This window comes from Thiomonas sp. TH-17, from assembly GCF_057473305.1.
Genome location: NZ_JBYCKI010000243.1, coordinates 1 through 1042, shown reverse-complemented (window position 1 = coordinate 1042; position 1042 = coordinate 1). Strand labels below are relative to the sequence as shown.

Here is a 1042-nt window from a genome sequence, read left to right as displayed (position 1 = left end):
TCGGGTTTCTCGATGAAGGCCCGATCGAGCTGGTGCTGCGCATGCAGCGCCCGGCCGCGCAGCACCTCTACGAGACCCCGCTGAGCACCGACCAGCGCATCGACGACGATGGCCCGGACCACGTACGCATCCGCGCCACGGTCAACCTGACATCGCAGTTGCGCTGGTGGATTCTGGGATTTGGCGGGCAGGCGGAAGTTCTGGCGCCACTCCGGCTCCGCGAGCTCATCATCCAGGATCGAAATACACCCTGATCATCAAGCTGAGGAAGTCAGACATGAAGAACGAAAACCATCGAGAAATGGCCGTGAAGGCTTTTCGTTGTTACCAAGAAGGGGAGCTTGTCCGGCATGGACGTGTGAAGCGCGTAATCCTGAAACCCGATAAGCCGGTCGAAAAATGCACATGGCGGCGGTGTATCTATGTGCTTCGACTCGATCAAGTCGATGGACTCGATCCTGCGGTGCTTTCAATTACGCCATCGGACGATGTGCTGCGAATCCTCTACATCGGTGGGCATAAGCCAAGCGATGGACCCAAGGATCGTTTCAATGCGATGTTGAAGGCCGCGCGAGCTGCGCAGCAGTACTACGAGAAAAACAAATATGCGTGGAACGACAAGCTTGGTGGCTGGGGCCACCCAGTCGCCGGCATGTTGACGACTGCATTGTTGAGGACAGGTTTTAGGATCGATAAGCACTGTGTCCTCGACCTCATCAACGGCGAGAATGACTTGGACGAGCTCGATCTGATGATTGGCTACCAGGAGCGATATCACCACTTGCCGCCTTGGAACGCGTCCAGAAAAGGGGACTCGGCATTCAAGGAGAGCAACGTGCAGGAACGTTGATATGCAGAGATTGAACCTGAAGCTTCCGACGCTTTGAAATTTTGACCCATGCCGCGCGGCACCATGCCACCTTCACGTGGGCTTGCTAGTCTTGCTCGGCGCGGCGTTCCTGCGCCGCTGACCGGAGGCCTCATGCGCAAGCTGCTGGTGGTCAATCGCAAGGGTGGCGTGGGCAAGACCACGCTGGTGACC

2 protein-coding genes are annotated in these 1042 nt (G+C 57.5%); both read left to right on the top strand.

Going from position 1 to position 1042, the window contains the following annotated elements; genetic code table 11:
* The coding region (locus AC2VLV_RS14250) for a WYL domain-containing protein (protein ID WP_486990607.1) at positions 1 to 254 on the top strand (254 nt) is incomplete at its 5' end.
* Positions 255 to 277: 23 nt separating this feature from the next.
* Positions 278 to 850 (top strand): hypothetical protein, encoded by a 573-nt coding sequence (locus tag AC2VLV_RS14245; protein WP_486990606.1) that lies wholly within the window; start codon positions 278 to 280, stop codon positions 848 to 850.
* Positions 851 to 1042: the final 192 nt, after the last annotated feature.

Bases quoted from the DNA above. Each gene is read 5' to 3' on its own strand.
- AC2VLV_RS14245 (WP_486990606.1), top strand. From the start codon at position 278: ATGAAGAACGAAAACCATCGAGAAATGGCCGTGAAGGCTTTTCGTTGT.